Raw genomic sequence first — 15807 nt, forward strand, 5'->3', positions numbered from 1 at the left:
CCATGACGGACACCCACGCCTCCCCCGGCTCCCCCGCGCTCGTCCCGGCACTCACTCCTACCCTCGTGGCCCGGCTGGGGCCCGCGGTCGCCGACTACCCGCCCGGGTCGGTCTTCGGTCCCAGGGACGCGGGAACGTACGAGTTCGTCTGGCTGCTGCACGGCAGTGCCCGCTGGTTCTGCGGCGAGCTGGCCGTTCCTCTGACGCCCAGCGCGCTGCTGCTCGTACGACCCGGGATGCGCGACACGTTCCACTGGGACACCCAACGGCCCACCCGGCACGCCTATACGCACTTCCGGCTGCGCCCCGCCGCACCCGGCGCACCGGCGCCCGACGACACCGACTGGCCGGTCGTCCGGGACCTGACGGGGCGGGGCGACCCGATGGCCGCGCTCTGCCGCTACCTTTTGACGCTCGGCGCGGCCCGCCCGCCCGGCTGGGAGCGGCACGCCGAGGAGACCCTGCGGCTGCTGCTCCTGACCTTCGTGCACGGCCCCGGTCCCGAGGCCCGCGCGGACACGCTTCCCGAACCGCTGGTCGCGATGATGGACACGGTCCGCGCCCGGTGGTCCGACGGCGTCGCCCGGCCGCTCGCGCTGGAGGAGCTGGCACGGGCCGCGGGAGTCTCGGAGAGCACGCTGTGCCGGATCTGCCGACGACGGCTCGGCGTCAGCCCGGTCGAAGGGCTCGAACGGCTCCGGCTGGCGAGGGCCGAACCACTGCTGTGGCTGAGCAACCTCTCGCTGCGGGCGATCGCGGTCCAGTGCGGCTTCGCCGACGCGTATCACTTCTCGCGGCGGTTCCGCGCGGTGTACGGGATGGCCCCGAGCGCCTTCCGGGCGGCCCCGCCCGAGTCGGCCCCACCGTCGCCGGTCGCGAACGGCGCGCTGTCCGCGCTTCAGGCGCTGGTGCCGCCGGCGCACTCGGGTTCGGTGAACGGCAGTGGCTGAGGTGCAGGATGGGGGCGCCCGAGATCAGAGTCGGCGACGGAGACATGGATGCTTGGCCGCTGCACCACAGCCGGCTTTCGCCGACCACCGGGATTCGAACCCGGGTCCCCCTTTTTGCAGAAAGAAGTATCCGTCACCTGCGCACCGGGCGCCCCGTCGAACACGGAACACAATCCGCGTTCTGTCGCCTGGACTTGACTGACAATAGCCGACATCTGCCGGCCGTCTCATCCGTATTTCCTCGCCCCGGTCACCTGTCGGCGGGCCCCGTCCCGGGGCGATTGGCGCTGGGGCTGATCAGTCCCGTTTCGTAGGCGACGACCACGGCCTGGGCGCGGTCGCGGAGGGCCAGCTTGGCGAGGATGCGCGAGACATGGGTCTTGACGGTCGCCTCGGACAGATGGAGGCGGGCGGCGAGTTCGGCGTTGCTCAGGCCGCCGGCCAGCAGGCGCAGGACTTCGAGTTCGCGTGGGGTCAGCGCCGCCAGGTCGCGGTGGAGCGTGACCGTGTCGGCGTCGCGGCGGGTGAAGCGCTCGACAAGACGGCGCGTGATCGCCGGTGCCAGCAGCGCGTCGCCGGTGCGGACCGTGTGGACGGCCGCGACCAGGTGTTCGGGGGTGACGTCCTTGAGGAGGAAGCCGCTGGCACCGGCGGAGAGTGCCGCGTAGACGTAGTGGTCGAGGTCGAACGTGGTCAGCATGACCACGCGCGGGCACGGCGACGCGCCCTCCGCGCCCGCATCGAGGATGCGCCGGGTGGCCTCCAGTCCGTCCATCTCCGGCATCCGGATGTCCATGAGGACCACGTCGGGCCGGGTACGCCGTACCGCGTCGACGGCCTCGAAACCGTCGACCGCCTCGGCGACCACGTCGATGCCGTCCGCCTTGAGGATCATCCGGAAGCCGGTGCGGACCAGCGCCTGGTCGTCGGCGACCACGACACGCGTCGGCGCACGCGTCGCCACAGGCGTCGGCTCGTTCACGGTGTCTCCACGGGTATCAGGGCCTGTACGCGGTATCCGCCGAGGGGACGTGGTCCCGCGCGGAGGGTGCCGCCGTAGACGGCGAGTCGTTCATGAAGGCCGATCAGGCCGCGGCCGTTGCCGGTGGTCGCGGGGTGACCGGAGTGGCCGGAGTGGCCGGGTGTCCCGCCGGTGTCGGTGACCTCCACCCGTAGGTGGTCCGTTCCGTACTCGACCGTCACCGCCGCCGTCGCACCGGCCGCGTGCTTCACCATGTTGGTCAGCGCCTCCTGCACCACCCGGTACGCGGTCAGTTCGACACCGGCGGACATGGGGCGCGCCCGGCCGGCGACGGTGACCGCGACCGGCACCCCGGTGTCCCGCACCCGTCCGACCAGGGTCTCCAACTGGTCCAGGCCCGGCTGCGGCGCCAGATCCATCGAGCCGGGTGCACCCTCGCCCTCACCATCCATCGTGAGCAGCCCCATGACATGCCGCAGTTCACTCATCGCCGCCCGGCCACCCGACTCGACCGCGAGCAGCGCCTCGCGCGCGTCGTCGGGAGACGTCGCCATGACCTTGCGGGCCGCACCGGCCTGAATGACCATCACGCTGACGTTGTGCGTCACCACGTCGTGCAACTCCCGGGCGATCCTGCCCCGTTCGTGCTCGACCGCCCTGCGCAGCGCGTCCGCCTGTTCGCGCTCCAGCACGGAGAGCCGCGAGCGGCCCTCGTCGGCCCGGACCTTCCACGTACGCAGCCCGATGGCCGCCACGACGATCGGGGCCGAGATCAGCAGCGGCACGTACTGGTCGGGGACGGTGGGCGCCACCCCGTCCGGCACCCTGCTGACCAGGAACACCGCCACCGGCAGGCTCGCCAGCGTCGGCAGCCGGTGACGGCTGTACGCGGCGGCGGTGTAGGCGGCGATGACGCAGGCGTAGAAGGTGAGCCGTGCCGCGTAGGGCGGGGTCAGCGCCGTCGCGCCCATCACGATCCACAGCACCGTGAGCGGATACTGGCGACGCAGCGCCAGGGGCACCGCGACGATGAACGCCAGGCTCATGAGGAAAACCCAGTCGCCCGATCCGAACGGCTGCCCGAGCGGGGAGCCGTAGGCGAACTGGGAGGCCCTTCCGGTCAGATTGTCCAGGACGTAGCGGGTCATGGCGATGCCGACGACCAGCGCCAGCCCCGCGTCGAAAAGCCGGCTCGGCCAACTCGGGCACGCCACCGGGCCGGTCGGCCGCGCCGGCGACCTGACCAGCCACCCGGCTCCGTCCCTGAAGCGGTCGATCACGGCTGCGTTCATCACCGGCTCATTCTCCCGCGTGACCGGTAGCGGCGGCATCACCCCGAATGACCGCCTCGGAGGGCTCCCTCACATCCGTGGACTACCTCTCAGGGATGACACCGGGTCGCCATCGTTCCCGCGCGGTACGGGAGTTACCTCCTGTGGCCGTCGTGCCCCGGCCGGGGGCGCTCCTAGCGTCGGTCGCGCCAGATGTGACGACCGGACGACCGAGGGAGACGAGCCATGACCACGCCGGTGATCGAGCTACGCGATGTGAGCCGCAGGTACGACGAGGGGCCACCGGCACTGGCCGGCGCGTCGATGACCGTACGGCCCGGAGACGCCGTCGCGGTCCTCGGTCCGTCCGGCAGCGGCAAGTCCACCCTGCTCAATCTGATCGCGGGCCTGGACCGGCCTGACACCGGAACGGTCACCGTGGACGGTGTGCGGGTCGACGAGCTGGGCGAAGCGGGTTCGGCGCGTTACCGGCGGGCGAAGATCGGCATGGTCTTCCAGTTCTTCAACCTGCTGGACGATCTGACCGTCACCGACAATGTCGTCCTGCCCGCGCGGCTGGCGGGCATGGGGCGCGGCACGGCACGGCGCCGCGCGGCCGATCTGCTTCAGTCGCTGGGCATCGACCGGCACGCCGGCGCCTTCCCGGGCCGGCTCTCCGGCGGCGAGCGGCAACGTGTCGCGGTGGCACGGGCGTTGATGAACCGCCCGCCGCTGCTGCTGGCCGACGAACCGACCGGAGCGCTGGACTCGGCGTCCGGTGACGACGTCAGCCGGCTGCTCAGGGAGCTGAACGCCGACGGTCAGACCGTCGTCGTGGTCACCCACGATCTCGCTCTCGCACGGTCCTGCACGACCCGTACGATCCAGTTGGCGGACGGCCGGATCACCTCCGACACCTCGTCGGCGACGGCGGTGGCGGGGACGGCGACGGGGACGGGGACGGATGCGGGGACGGCCCGATGAGCGCCCTGGGCCGGGTCGTACGCTCGGGCGTGGGACGCCGGCGGGTACAGACGCTCGTGATCGGGCTGGCGACGCTGATGGCGGTGACGGCGTCCGTCCTCGGCGGTTCCCTCCTCGTGGCGTCGAGCGCCCCCCTTCGAAGACGCTTTCGCCAGGCAGCGCGGAGCGCATCTCACCGCGCAGTTCACGGCGGACAAGGCCACGGCCGCGCAGTTGTCCGCGTCCGGGAGCGCGGCGGGCGTCGACGCGGCGTCAGGTCCCTTCCCCACAGCCTCGATCACGCCGCGGACGGACGGCATGGATCTGCCGCCGATGACGGTCGTCGGCCGGGACGCTCCCGGCGGTCCGGTCGACAACGTCACGCTGCTCACGGGCAGTTGGCCCACCGGGCCGGGCGAGATCGTGCTGGCCGCCGACGACGCTCCCCCCGGTACGGAGTTCGACTTCCCTGATCTGCCCGGCAGTCCGTCACTGAAGGTCGTCGGTACGGCCCGGTCGGTCAGCCGTACGGCCGACGCGTGGGTGGCGCCGTCCCAGGTCGCCGCGCTGACGCGGTCCGGCACTGTCGACGCGTACCAGATGCTCTACCGGTTCGACGCGGCCGCGACAACGGCTCAGGTCCGTGCGGGGCGCGCCGCGGTGACCGCGTCGGTGCGGGACGGCGCGCTCTCCGGTTCGCAGTCCTGGCTCGCCACCAAGAAGGTCGCGGCCCGCGACACCGCGCTGTTCGTTCCGTTCCTCATCGCGTTCGGCGTCCTGGGTCTGGTCATGTCGGTGCTCATCGTGGGCAATGTGGTCGCCGGCACGGTGGGTACGGGGCTGCGGCGGATCGGCATCCTCAAGGCGATCGGCTTCACGCCGTCCCAGGTCGTACGGGCGTATCTGGCCCAGGCGCTGGTCCCTGCGGTCGTCGGCATCGGGCTGGGGCTCGTGGCGGGCCATCTGCTCGCCGTTCCGGTGCTGGCCGAGACGGAGTCCGCGTACGGCACGACCGGGCTGTCCGTCACCCCGTGGATCGATGTCGTCGTGGTCGCCGGGGCGCTGGCCGTGGTCGCCGTGACCGGGTGGGCGAGCGCGTGGCGGGCCGGGCGGCTGCGTACCGTGGACGCGCTCGCCGTCGGACGCGTGCCGTCGGCGGGGCGGGGCCGATGGGCGGCCCGGCAGGCCGCGCGGCTCCCGTTGCCACGGGCGGTCAGCCTCGGGCTGGCCCGGCCGTTCGCCCGTCCGGCGCGGGCGGTGGCGGTGGTCGCGGCGATCGCGTTCGGCGCCACCGCGGTCACCTTCGCGGTCGGGCTGGCGGCGTCGCTGAACGAGGTGATGAGCGCCAGGAACCACAACGTGGCCGATGTCACGGTCGGCATGGCCGGTCCGATCCAGGGCCCCGGCCGGCCGGCGGAAGGGCCCCCGCCACAGGCACCGGATCCGGCGGGCGGGCCGCCGCAGGCGCCGGATCCCGCCTCCGTCACCGCCGCGATCGACGCTCAGCCGGGCACCGGGAAGTACTACGGCGCCGCCACGGCCAAGGGGACCGTCGCCGGGTCCACGGGATTCACCACCATCACCGCGTTCAGCGGCGACGCCTCCTGGGGCGGGTACCGGATGGTGTCGGGGCGCTGGATCGACGGAGCGGACGAGGCTGTGGTGCCGACGCAGTTCCTGAGCGCCACCGGAACGAAGGTCGGGGACAAGGTCACGCTGAACATCAAGGCCGCGGCGGTCACCGTCCGGATCGTCGGAGAGGTCCTGGAGACCCGCTACGACGGCATGCAGGTGTTCACGGACACCGCGACGCTCAAGAAGGCCGTCCCGGACCTGAAGGCGGAGAGCCACCACATCGCGGTGACCTCCGGCACGGACGTGGGCGGCTATATCGAGGCGTTGAACGAGCGGCTGGAGCCGTTGGGCATCACCGCGCGGGGCAGGGAGTCGAACGAGAGCGAGATGGTCGTCGTCATCGACGCGCTGACCGCGATCCTGACGCTGATGCTGGTGACCGTCGCGGGGCTCGGTGTGCTCAACGGCGTCGTACTCGACACCCACGAACGCGTCCGTGATCTCGGCATCCACAAGGCACTCGGTATGACCCCGCGACAGATCGTGGGGATGGTCATCACATCGGTCGTGCTGTCCGGGCTGGTCGGCGGCGCGCTCGGCGCGCCCGCCGGGATGGCCCTGCACGCCGCCGTCCTGCCGGCCATGGGCCACAGCGCCGGGCTCGAACTGCCCGAGTCGGTGGTCGGCGTCTACGACGTGCCCGATGTGCTCATGCTCGGACTGGGCGGTGTGCTCATCGCGGTCCTGGGCGCACTGCTGCCCGCCGGCTGGGCTGCCAGGACGCGTACGGTGACCGCGCTGCGTACGGAGTAAGCCACCGGGCGCGCGACGGCCGCAAGCGCCGGACGGGCCGCGATCAGCCCGTCCGGCGCTCGGCAGCACCAATTACCGCACCGCTACAGACTGCTCAACCGCTCGAAGGGGAACGGCGGTTGGGCGAGCGGGCGTACGGCCAGCCGGGTCAGCGGCAGGGCGTTGTCGTCGCCCGCCGTGCGGTTGGCGTGGATCACTGAGCAGCGTGTGCAGCGGTGGACGAGAATCCACTCGCCGTCGCCACGCACGGAAATGGCGAGCGGTTCCATCCGGGCACCGCAGTCCGCCTGCCGGTCGCCGGGGGTGTCGTCGAGATGACGGCTCCACAGACAGTTCGGGCAGTGGTTGCGGTGATCGGTACCGGGCGCGCTCATGGAGACATCGAGCCCGCACTGGAGACACCGGAAGGACTCGGCACGCGCTTCGGTGCGCGCACGCCGTGAGGTGTTGCGAGATCCGGATCTCCGGTCGCGGGACATGTTGTCACGGGACATCTTGTGTACGACTCCTCGGGTGACGCGGAAAAGGACGACTGGGTCGCACGTCCGTCTCGCGCCGAGGGAGTTCGCATCGCTCGGCAACTGATCGAAATCAGCGCCGAGTTGAACCCGCCTCGATCACGAGATCGGGCTCCAACCGGGCCGTACCCATCCGGAACACACCGCCTTTGTCGTATTTCACTCTGTCCTGAGCCATGTAAACCGGCCGCCGGTCGCGGGGCAACCGAATATTCGGCGGGCGGTCCCGCTGCCGCGTGAGGGTTCGCGCCGGGTCTTACGGCCACAGGAGATGTTTGCGCCAGCTCGCCCCCGACGCCGACTCCGACGCCGTACGTTCGTAACGCAGCCGGGTGTGGCTGCGCCCCTTGTCGCCCTGCCAGAACTCCACGTCGGTGGGTACCAGCGTGTACAGCCGCCACTCGTCCGCGACCAAGTCCGGTTCCTTGTCGACGCGTTCGAGGGACGCGGCGATCGCGAGGTCGCGCTCCTTTGGTTCACCCAGGCGCCGGCTCTGCCGGCCCAGCAGGGCTTCGGCGCGGGCGCTGGGGGAACGGGCCAGGAAGTCGGCGGCGGAGCGTTCGGCGGACTCCGGTGTCACCGCTCCGCGTACCCGGATCTGGCGTCCCTGGAGGGGCCAGTAGAAGGTGAGTGCCGCGCTCGGGTGCGCCGCCACCTGGCGGCCCTTGGGGCTGGCCCCGTGGGCGGCGAACTGCCAGCCCGCCGCGTCGACGTTCTTCAGGATCAGCACCCGGGCCTGCGGGTCGCCGGCCTCGTCCACCGTCGACAGCGTCATGGCGTGCGGTTCCCGCACGCCGGCGGCGAGCGCGTCCGAGAACCACGCGGTGAACAGACCCACCGGCTCGGGCGGTGTCGCCGCCGGATCGAAACCGGGCAGCGTACCGGCGAACACCTCCAGTTCCCGCAGCAGTTCCCGGATGCTCCGGCCCTCCTCGTTCACGGCCACTCCTCTGTTCGTGTTCGTATTCGCGTTCGGATTCGGATTCGGATTCGCTGCCGACTCAGCTTCCAGAGCCACGGCCGACGTCTACGCCGGGATCGCTCGGATGAGGACCAACGATCCGAGCAGGGAAGGCTGTTGGCGCAGATGTCCGTGACGCCGGTCCCAGGCGCCCGACTCGAGATCGCGCCGGAGCGCTTCCGCGTACCGCTCGCGCTCGTCGGCGGCCACGAAGCTCCAGGCCGAGCACGCCTGCCGGGCCCGGGGGTCGAGCAGCCGCTCGGGGCGCGCGTAGTACGCCTCGTTGAAACCGTCCGTGCAGTCCGCGGGGACCGGCACCGGCCGTACGGACACCTTGCCGCCCAGCGTCCGGGCGACGGTCTCGATCGACGGGTAGCGCCGGGCCTCGGTGTCCAGGACCCCCGGCGCGTACTCGTACAGCCAGAACTCCCGTACCAGATCGGGGTCACAAGTCAGCACCACCACCGGCCCGCGTGCCACGCGGCGCATCTCGCGGAGACCGGCTTCGAGGTCGCTCCACTGATGGATGCTGAAGGTGGCCATCGCCGCGTCGAAGGTGTCGTCCCCGAACGGCAGGTCCTCCGCCACCGCGTCGACGGCGGCCACAAGGCCCGCCGGCCGCTGCGCGCGCATGGACGCCGAGGGCTCGACCGCGGTCACGTCAAGGTCCGTCGTCTCGTACGAACCGGCCCCCGCACCGACGTTGACAACCGTCCTCGACAGCCCGAGCGCCTCGGTGATCCGTGCGGCGATCCGCGCGTCGGGCCGCCTGTGGTCGGCGTAACCGCCACCGATGGCGCCGTAGTCCGCGTCGCCCGCGCTGCCGTCCGCTCCCCTTTTGTTCATACCGGGAACATATCAAGAGAAGCGGATGGATGTCAGTCCGGTGTGAGACCGCTGTCAGACATGGAACGGCACCGAGGTGACGACGACCTTGTGCAGCGGGCGGAGCGCCCGGCGCAGCCGAGGGGCGGTCCTGCTGTGCAGTGCGCTGTAGCGCCGTTGGCACATCACGATCTCCGGGAGGATCACGGTGAGGGTGAGGTCCGGCCGCTGGTGGTGCAGCGCCTCGATGTAGTTGACCAGGGGTGCGATCACGGCACGGTACGGCGAGACAAGCTCCTGGAGGGGCAAGTGGTCGCCCCACAGCCGCCATTGGTCGCGGAAGCGTTCGGCCTCGGCGACGCCGGTACTGACATGGATGACCAGGACGGGCTGCTGGAGCGAGGCGGCGTACGCGAGCGCGCGCATACCGGCGCGGTCCAGCGTCGCGATCGGTACGAGGGACAGGTGCCGGATCTCCTCGGGCACTTCCTCCGCCTCCTCCATCTCATCGGGCGTCCCCGCCTCCCCTGTCTCCCCGAGCACCCGCGGGCCGTTCGATCCCGGCGATCCCGGCGAGTCCGGTGAGCCGGGCGAGTCGGGCAAGCCCTCGACGCCCAGGGGCGGGGCCGGGACGCGGGGCGTGATGGTGTGGCGCGGGAGTTCGATGGCGTGCCGTTGGAGCCGTAGCGCCGCGGCGACGGTGTCGTAGTGGCGCCGGATACGCGTCGTGACGAAGAGGAACACCCCGACCGCCAGGAGCGCGACCCAGGCGCCTTCGGTGAACTTGGTGATGCCCGCGGTGATGAGGACGATCGCGGAGAGCAGGCTGCCGGTGGCGTTGAACAGCAGGCTCTTGCGCCAGTGACGGTCCCTCAGCCGCCACCAGTGGACCACCATTCCGGCCTGCGACAGCGTGAAGGCCAGGAAGACGCCGACCGCGTACAGCGGGATGAGTGAGGCGGTGCGGCCGTCGAACGCCACGTACACCAGCCCCGCCGCGGCCGACAGCAGGATGATGCCGTTGCTGAAGGCGAGGCGGTCGCCCATCCGCGCGAAGAGACGTGGCGCGTGGTCGTCGCGGGCCAGCAGCGACAGCACGCGCGGGAAGTCGTTGAAGGCGGTGTTGGCCGCGAGGAGCAGTACGGCGGCGGTGGCCGCCTGTGTGTAGACGTACATCGGGCCCGAGCCGTAACTGAGGTGCGCGAGCTGGGACAGCACCGTCTCACCGGAGCGCGGCAGGACCCCGCTGAAGTGGACGAGGGCGATGATGCCCGCGAACAGGACGATGAGGAGGCCGACCATCCAGGTCAGTGTGGTGCGGGCGTTGCGCCACTCGACGGGTTTGAACGCCGGTACCGCGTTCGAGATCGCCTCGATGCCGGTCATGGCCGTCGCCCCGGAGGCGAAGGCCCGCATCACGAGAAGGATGCCGAGCCCTTCGGTGGCGTTCATGGGCGGGTGGGGCACAGGGTGGAAGTCACGGCCGGCGGCGTCGGACAGACCCACGGCGACCAGTGCCAGCATCGCGATGACGAAGGCGTACGTCGGCGCGGCGAAGATCGCGCCGGCCTGTCGGATCCCGCGCAGATTGCCGGCGAGCAGGACGACGATCGCGACGACGCCGATCAGTACGGCGGAGGGTCGGAGTGACGGCAGGGCCGAGGTGATGGCGGCGACGCCGGCGGCGATGGAGACCGCCACGGTGAGGATGTAGTCCGTCATCAGCCCGGCGGCGGCCATGAGCCCCGGCACGCGCCCCAGGTTGTCGCTGGCGACGATGTAGGAGCCGCCGCCGCGCGGATAGGCCCGGATCGTCTGCCGGTACGAGACACCGATGGACAGCATCAGGAACACGATGGTGGCCGCGATGGGGATCGAGTACCCGAGCCCGGCGGCGCCCGCGAGGACGAGGACGGCGAGCATCGCCTCCGGCCCGTACGCGACGGAGGAGAGCGCGTCGGCGGACAGGACGGGCAGGGCGACCAGCTTGCGCATCCGCTCGCGCGCGAGGGCGGTACTGGCCAGCGCGGGGCCGAGCAGCAGGCGCCGCAGCCGGTAGCCGGGACCGGGCCGGTCGACGGGAGCCGGCAGGCCCTCGTCCGGCGCGCCCTCGGGGGCCGGCGCGATCGGTGCGGCCTCCGTTGGCGTCGGGCCGAGCGGGGACACCGGGACGACCCGTCCGAAACGGGCGGGCCTGATCTGTCCCGGTGCGGGGAAGCTCCCCAGATCCGGATCCACCGGCAGGGCGTGCCGCCATACGTCGGGGCCCGCCGACACCCGCCGCCATTCGCGTCCCACACTGCGCAGCACGCGCAGTTGCTGGGCGTCGAGTTCGCGCAGGGGGGTGCTGCCCGGTACCGCCGCACTCCGCCTGCTCTTGGTGTTCGAGTTCTTACCGTGAGTGCCCGACATGCCGCAAGTCTGGCGGAACGTCCCCTTCCGGGGTGGGAGTGACGCCGGGAGGTTCCGGCGGAGTCGGTGTCGGCGTCCGCGTCGGTGTCGGTGCCTGCGTCGGCACCTGCGCCTGCGCCTGCGTCACCGCATGTACGCCACTGCCACAGCCCCTGTCGGCGCTTGTCAGCGCTTGCCGCGCCTGATCCAGTGGCCACGCCGCTGACGCCGCAGGGCCGGCGGTGTCGCCTGCGGCGGCCGGTCCGGGGAGCCGGCGGGCGTTTGCGGGCGTTCCGTGCGGTCGGCGGGCCGCTGGAGAGTGTCCAGGGCGTAGTTCGTGGTGGCGATGCAGTTCACCATCTGCTCTTCGGTGAAGTCCTCCGACCCGGGCACATGCGGTACGAACCCGATCAGCGCTCCCTCGTTGACGATCTCCGCGTCGAGCCCCGCCGCGCCGTCCATGTCCCACAGCGCCTCGATCCGGTCGTCGAGGACGATCCGGATGCCGAACTCGTAGACACCCGCGTGCACCAGATGCGCCATGACGCCGCGGGAGCGCAGCTCCGCCGTCATGCGCTCAGCGCGATCCGAGTCCATACGGAGCACCTCTTCACCTGCGACGTTCCGGGCCTGGACCTCCCGTGTGGGGGCGTCCGGGGACCCTCGTGTACTCCACGGTACTGCGCTCCGCCGCGGTACGCGGATCGTCCGCCGCCCCGCGCCGGGCGCCCGTTCCCACACCTCCGGCGCCCGTATCCGCGCGATACACCGCCCGGTCGGGGGCCCTGCCGTCCGATGCCGTCCGCTGCCGTCCGCTGGGCCCGCGAGTGGGCCCTGAGGCCCTGTGACTGGGCCCGGACCGCTCCGTACTGTCCGGTCCGAGCGGCGAAAGAGCCGCAAGAACAGAAACCTGTCGCGGACGCCGGTCCCCCCACGGACACCCGCCGGCGCCCACGACTCCCCCGGTGCCCCGGGGCCGGCATGCGGGCCCCGGGGCACCGTCCATGCCCGGCGCCGCCGCCCGCGGCGGGCGGAACGGGGTTCAGCGGCCGATTCCCGGGCGGGCGTGGGCCGTTCGCGCGGGGAGTGCGACGGCGCACGGTCGCCGCGCGACCTCCGTGAGCCCTGACCCGGGCGGGTCCTTCGCCGCTACGCTGAGGCACGGTACGGGGGTCCGCGGACTCCGCACGGTCGCACCGGTCCCGCACGGGGGCGGCGCGACGCGGATTTGGAGGGGGCTGCTGTGGACGGCGGCGTGGTGGGGCTGCGGATCGCGTCCGCGGTGGTCGTGCCGGTGCTGAAACGGCTGCTGCTGCCGGCCGGCCAGGTGCCCGGGGCGGAGTTCGGCGACCGTCCGATCCCGATCCGCCGGCTGATGGCCTTCACCAAGGAGCACCGCACGCTCACCGAGGACGATCTGCACAAGCTCGCCCGCGAGTTGGTGCGCCGTGCCGTGCAAGCGGCCGGACCGCACGATCCGCCGGTCGGCGCCGACGAGCACGACGCGGTCGGCCAGGCCCTGACCCGGACCCTGCACGCGCTCGGCGATCTCGACATGGACGACGTGCACGCCTTCGCGCTCGGCCCCGAGCTGCTGGCCGCCGAGCTGTCCCGGCGAGCGGGCCCTGACACCCGGCGCCTCCTGAGCGACGACGCCGCCCGCTTCCACGACCGTCTGCTGGAGACGGCCTGTGTGCATCTCGTGCGCCTCTTCAGCCGGCAGCCCGGCTTCGCGGCCCGCGCCCAGATCGAGCAGAGCCGCGAACTGCGCGAGCAGAGCGCGAAGTTGGACCGGCTGCTGGAGCGGTTACCCGACATCAGCCGCCAGGACGCCGAGTTCGAGGAGCAGTACGCGAGCTATGTCGTGAAGTGCCACGGCCGGCTCACGATCTACGGCGTCGACCTGCGTGAACCGGACGGCCAGGACTGGCCGTTGGAGTCCGCGTATCTGAGCCTGGACGCCACGCCGTACCGAGGCGGCACCGACCCGGTCCCGCTGCTGGGCGGTGAGCCGGGCGCCGACCGGGACACGGAGGCCGAGCGCGGCGGCGGCCCGGCCGAGGCGCTGCTCGCCAGTCATGAGCGGGTGCTGCTTCGCGGGGTCGCGGGCACCGGCAAGACGACCCTCGTCCAGTGGCTGGCCCTCACCACGGCGCAGCAGGACCGGGTGCCGGGCGGCCTGCCGCAGTTGTACGGGCGGGTGCCGTTCGTCCTGCCGCTGCGCGCGCTGGTACGCAAGGACGCCGAGCTGCCCATGCCCGAGGACTTCCTGCGCTGGATCGGCTGTCCGCTGGTGGGCACCGAGCCCGACGGCTGGGCGGCGCGGGTGCTGCGGCACGGGCGCGGTGTGCTCCTGATCGACGGTGCGGACGAGATCCCCAAGGGCGAGCGCGCCCGCGCCAGGTCCTGGCTCAAGAAGCTGATCGCCGTCTTCCCGGGCAATCTGTGGCTGCTCACCTCCCGCCCCTCGGCCCTCGACCGGGAGTGGCTGGCGCGCGAGGGCTTCCAGGAGTTCACGCTGACCGCGATGCGCCCCGCCGACATGCGGCAGTTCATCCGGCGCTGGCACACGGCGGCCGGGGCCACTCAGGAGCTGGGCGAGTCGCTGACGCTGTCGCTGCGCAGCAGCCCCGAGTTGAGCCGGCTGGCGACCAACCCGCTGATGTGCGCGCTGATGTGCGCCCTGCACCGCGAGCGCCGCGGCTTCCTGCCGCAGGGCCGCGCCTCGCTGTACGAGGCGGCGCTGTCCATGCTGCTGGAGCGGCGCGACCTGGAGCGCGAGGTGTACGGGCGCGGCCACCGCCCGGAGTTGGACCAGAAGTCGGCGACGGAACCCCTCCAGCGCCTGGCCTACTGGCTGCTGCGCAACGAGCGCACCCAGTTGGAACTCGCGGACGCGGTGGACGTGGTGCGCCGGCTCCAGCCCTCAGTACCACGTCTGGCGGAGGTCGGTACGCCGGAAGAGGCACTGCAACTGCTGCTGGAACGCTCGGGGTTGCTGCGGGAGCCCGCCACCGGTGCGGTGAGCTTCATCCACCGGACCTTTCAGGACTTCCTGGGTGCCCGTGCTGTGCTGGAGGAGCGTGACGTGGGCATGCTGGTGAACAACGCACACTTGGACCAGTGGGAGGACGTGGTTCAGATGGCCGTCGCGCAGGCACGACACCAGGAACGCGCCGACCTGCTGACCCGGCTGCGGGAGCGGGGCGACCGGGAGAAGGACGCGGCGGTGCAGGCGCGGCTGCGCCTCCTGGCCCTCGCCTCCCTCGAACAGGCCACCCGGCTGGAGCCGACGGTGCGTGAGGCGATCGAGGACCGGGCGGCGCGGATGCTTCCGCCGCGCAGTCTGCGCGAGGCCAGGTCTCTGGCGCAGACCGGCCCGCTGCTCCTGGGGCTGCTCCCGCGGGCGAAGGATCTTCAGGGCGACGAGGAGCTGGCCACCGTCCACGCCATATGTCAGATCGGCGGGGACGCGGCGATCCCCCGGCTGCGTGAGTTCCTCGAGACGAGCCAGTCCGCCGTACGGGCCCAACTCCTCGACCACTGGGACCGGTTCGACACGCTGGTGTACGCGGAGGAGATCGTACGGCCGCTGCTGGAGAGCGCGCCGGAGGAAGCCGTCACCGTCCGCTCGCACGCCGAGCTGGACGCCCTGCGCACCATGTCCGGTTATCAACGCGTGAGCCTGCACGGTGACTTCACCCCCGAGGAGATCCGCACCGCGCTCAATCCGCGCAGGCTGCGCGAGCTGCGGCTGCACAACATGCTCCAACTGGACGACCTGGACGTGCTGTCGGTCTATCCGGAGCTCGAAACGCTCGGGCTCCAGGGGTGCCGGAATGTGAAGGATCCGACGCCGCTGACGCGACTGCCGCGCCTGCGGCGGCTGGAGCTGCGGGATCTCCCCCAGTTCGAGCCCCTGTTGAAGCTGTCGGACTGCGCGAAGCTCGAAGGGCTTCTGGTGGGGCCCGAAGTGCCGTGGCGCGGTCTGACCGACCTACCTCGCGCCGCCGAGCTGCGTCTGCTGTCCCTGCCGCCGGCCGCCGCGCAACTCGCCGGGATCGTGCACTGCCGGGGCCTTGAGGAGCTGCGGCTGACGGACGCGAGCGATCGTCTGACACCCGACGAATGGGGGTCCCTCCTGGGCGAGTTGCCGAATCTGCGCAGGCTGTCCCTCTCGCCGCAGCAGCTCAGCATGCTGCTGTTCGCGCCGCGTACGCAGATCCCGCAGGTCACCCATCTGACGGTCCGGGCCAGGGCGGGTGCGGCGGTGCCGCTTCGGCGAATCGCCCGGCGCCTTCCGGGACTTGAGGAGATTCATCTGTCACAGGTCTCGGAGCTGGATCTCGGCTCACTGGCCGGGCTGCGCGCGCTGAGGCTGGTCCGGCTCAGTTACGCGGGTGAGATCCGCGGGGCGGAGGCGCTTCCCGACAACGTCGAACTCGACATCCATCCGCACCCCTGAGGCACATGGGCCCTGTCCGGCGGAGCCGGGTCCCACCTGTCACAACCGGGTGACAGAGTGTGGTGTCGACCTGGCGAGAGCGCTCCCCGGACG

Annotated in this window: 10 protein-coding genes and 1 pseudogene; 4 read left to right on the forward strand and 7 right to left on the reverse strand. The window is 71.7% G+C overall.

Annotated features, from left to right (window positions below; genetic code table 11):
* Positions 1–2 precede the first annotated feature (2 nt).
* Positions 3–950, forward strand: a complete 948-nt coding sequence (locus OG329_RS01640) for a helix-turn-helix transcriptional regulator (RefSeq protein WP_405792047.1) — start codon at positions 3–5, stop codon at positions 948–950.
* A 250-nt stretch (positions 951–1200) separates the two neighbouring features.
* On the opposite strand, the gene OG329_RS01645 is transcribed toward OG329_RS01640, so the two are convergent.
* Positions 1201–1932 (reverse strand): response regulator, encoded by a 732-nt coding sequence (locus OG329_RS01645; protein WP_405792049.1) that lies wholly within the window; start codon positions 1930–1932, stop codon positions 1201–1203.
* Positions 1929–3224: a sensor histidine kinase gene (locus OG329_RS01650; protein WP_405792051.1), complete on the reverse strand. Its 1296-nt coding sequence runs from the start codon at positions 3222–3224 to the stop codon at positions 1929–1931. Before OG329_RS01650 ends, OG329_RS01645 begins: the two co-directional genes overlap by 4 nt.
* Positions 3225–3449: 225 nt before the next feature.
* Here OG329_RS01650 and OG329_RS01655 point away from each other — a divergent pair, with 225 nt between their 5' ends.
* The gene (locus OG329_RS01655) at positions 3450–4187 is read left to right on the forward strand and encodes an ABC transporter ATP-binding protein (RefSeq protein ID WP_405792053.1); all 738 of its coding nucleotides are present in this window, start codon (positions 3450–3452) and stop codon (positions 4185–4187) included.
* Positions 4184–6554: pseudogene (locus OG329_RS01660) on the forward strand (FtsX-like permease family protein). Before OG329_RS01655 ends, OG329_RS01660 begins: the two are co-directional and overlap by 4 nt.
* 83 nt (positions 6555–6637) lie before the next feature.
* Here OG329_RS01660 and OG329_RS01665 read toward each other — a convergent pair.
* The 5 genes from OG329_RS01665 to OG329_RS01685 form a co-directional block, all read right to left on the reverse strand.
* Positions 6638–7048: an RNHCP domain-containing protein gene (locus OG329_RS01665; protein WP_405792055.1), complete on the reverse strand. Its 411-nt coding sequence runs from the start codon at positions 7046–7048 to the stop codon at positions 6638–6640.
* 280 nt (positions 7049–7328) lie between these two features.
* On the reverse strand, positions 7329–8012 hold the full coding sequence (locus OG329_RS01670; protein WP_405792057.1) for a pyridoxal 5'-phosphate synthase: 684 nt from the start codon (positions 8010–8012) through the stop codon (positions 7329–7331).
* Positions 8013–8099: 87 nt separating this feature from the next.
* Positions 8100–8879, reverse strand: coding sequence for a class I SAM-dependent methyltransferase (locus OG329_RS01675; RefSeq protein ID WP_405792059.1), 780 nt, complete (start codon positions 8877–8879; stop codon positions 8100–8102).
* A 54-nt stretch (positions 8880–8933) separates the two neighbouring features.
* Positions 8934–11270: an APC family permease gene (locus OG329_RS01680; RefSeq protein ID WP_405792061.1), complete on the reverse strand. Its 2337-nt coding sequence runs from the start codon at positions 11268–11270 to the stop codon at positions 8934–8936.
* Between the two features lie 165 nt (positions 11271–11435).
* Positions 11436–11846 (reverse strand): hypothetical protein, encoded by a 411-nt coding sequence (locus tag OG329_RS01685; RefSeq protein ID WP_405792063.1) that lies wholly within the window; start codon positions 11844–11846, stop codon positions 11436–11438.
* A gap of 646 nt (positions 11847–12492) precedes the next feature.
* On the opposite strand from OG329_RS01685, the gene OG329_RS01690 reads away from it, so the two are divergent.
* Positions 12493–15714 carry an NACHT domain-containing protein gene (locus OG329_RS01690; protein WP_405792064.1) on the forward strand — a complete coding sequence of 1074 codons (3222 nt, stop codon included), beginning with the start codon at positions 12493–12495 and terminating at the stop codon, positions 15712–15714.
* Positions 15715–15807 lie beyond the last annotated feature (93 nt).

The organism is Streptomyces sp. NBC_01506 (genome assembly GCF_045040295.1).
Taxonomy (GTDB): Bacteria; Actinomycetota; Actinomycetes; order Streptomycetales; family Streptomycetaceae; genus Streptomyces.